This is a genomic window from Streptosporangium sp. NPDC006013, from assembly GCF_040614275.1.
In the GTDB taxonomy this organism is placed as follows: domain Bacteria; phylum Actinomycetota; class Actinomycetes; order Streptosporangiales; family Streptosporangiaceae; genus Streptosporangium.
On the sequence record NZ_JBEXUE010000910.1, the window covers coordinates 1 to 1,645 of the forward strand.

General features: G+C 71.3%; 1 protein-coding gene. It reads left to right on the top strand.

Features of this window, described 5'->3' with window-relative positions; all coding sequences use genetic code 11:
• Nucleotides 1-1,645, top strand: a 1,645-nt coding sequence (locus ABZ260_RS50835; protein ID WP_355633110.1) for a type I polyketide synthase, incomplete at both ends; no start/stop codon positions are given.

Here is a 1,645-nt window from a genome sequence, read left to right on the forward strand (position 1 = left end):
GGCGGGGTCACCGTCATGTCGACGCCGGGCATCTTCCTGGAGTTCGCCAAGCAGGGCGGCCTCTCCCCGGACGGGCGGTGCAAGGCGTTCGCCGATGCCGCCGACGGCACGGGATGGGCCGAGGGCGTGGGCGTGCTGGTGCTGGAACGTCTGTCGGACGCCCGGCGCAACGGTCATCAGGTGCTGGCGGTGGTGCGCGGTTCGGCGGTGAACTCCGACGGCGCGTCCAACGGGCTGACCGCACCGAACGGCCTCGCGCAGCAGCGGGTCATCGAACAGGCTCTGGACGATGCCGGCCTACGCGCCGAAGACATCGATGCGGTCGAGGCGCATGGCACCGGAACTCGTCTGGGCGACCCGATCGAAGCCGAAGCCATCCTCGCGACCTATGGCCAGAACCGGAGCACACCGCTTCTCCTGGGATCACTGAAATCCGTCATCGGCCATGCCCAGGCGGCGGCCGGCGTCGCCGGCGTGATCAAGATGGTGCTGGCGATGCAACAGCGGACCCTGCCGCGCACACTGCACATCGACGAGCCATCGTCCAGAGTGGACTGGAGAGGTGGTCAGGTCGAGTTGCTGACCAGCAGCCGACCGTGGCCGGACAGTGGTCGTCCGATGCGGGCCGGTGTGTCGTCGTTCGGGATCAGCGGCACCAACGCGCACGTGATCGTCGAGCAGGTGCCGGACCCCGTGCCCGAGCCGGGGCAGCCGTCCGATCCTCCCGCTTCGGAGGCTCCGGCCAAGCCCTCCGAGCCTGGTACGACACCGGGTACGGCGCCTGTCGTGGTGCCCTGGGTGGTCTCCGGTAGGACCGAGGCCGCGCTCGGTGCCCAGATCGATCGGCTGACGTCCTTTGTGGCTGAGACCGGCGCGGATCCGGTCGATGTCGGCTATTCGCTGGTGGCGGCGCGCTCGGAGTTCGCTCATCGGGCGGTGCTGCTGGCCACCGGCGGCGGTGTGACCGAGGCGGCACGTGGTGTCGCCGGGCCGCCGGGCGCGCTGGCGGTGCTGTTCGCGGGGCAGGGCGCGCAGCGGATCGGGATGGGCCGCGAGCTCGCCGCCCGGTTCCCGGTCTTCGCCCGCGCGCTGGACGAGGTGTTCGCGCGGCTGGCCGACAGGCTGGAGCGGTCACCGCGTGAGGTGATGTTCGGCGCGGACCAGGGGCTGCTGGACCGTACCGAGTTCGCCCAGCCGGCGCTTTTCGCGATCGAGGTGGCACTCTTCCGCCTGGTCGAGTCCTGGGGCGTGACACCGGATGTTCTGGTGGGGCACTCGATCGGCGAGATCGCCGCCGCCCACGTGGCCGGTGTGCTGTCGCTGGACGATGCCTGCGCGCTGGTCGCGGCCCGGGGCCGGCTGATGCAGCGCCTGCCCGAGGGCGGGGCGATGATGTCGGTCCAGGCCGGGGAGGCGGAGGTCGAGCCGCTGCTGGAGGACGGGGCCGTCATCGCCGCAGTGAACGGGCCGTCGTCGGTGGTGATCGCCGGGGACGGGGACGCCGTCCTGCGAACCGCCGCGCGTTTCGGCAAGGCCACCCGGCTGCGGGTGAGTCACGCGTTCCACTCGCCGCTGATGGACCCGATGCTGGCGGAGTTCCGGGAGGTCGTCGAGGGGCTGACCTTCGGCGACGTGGAACTCCTGC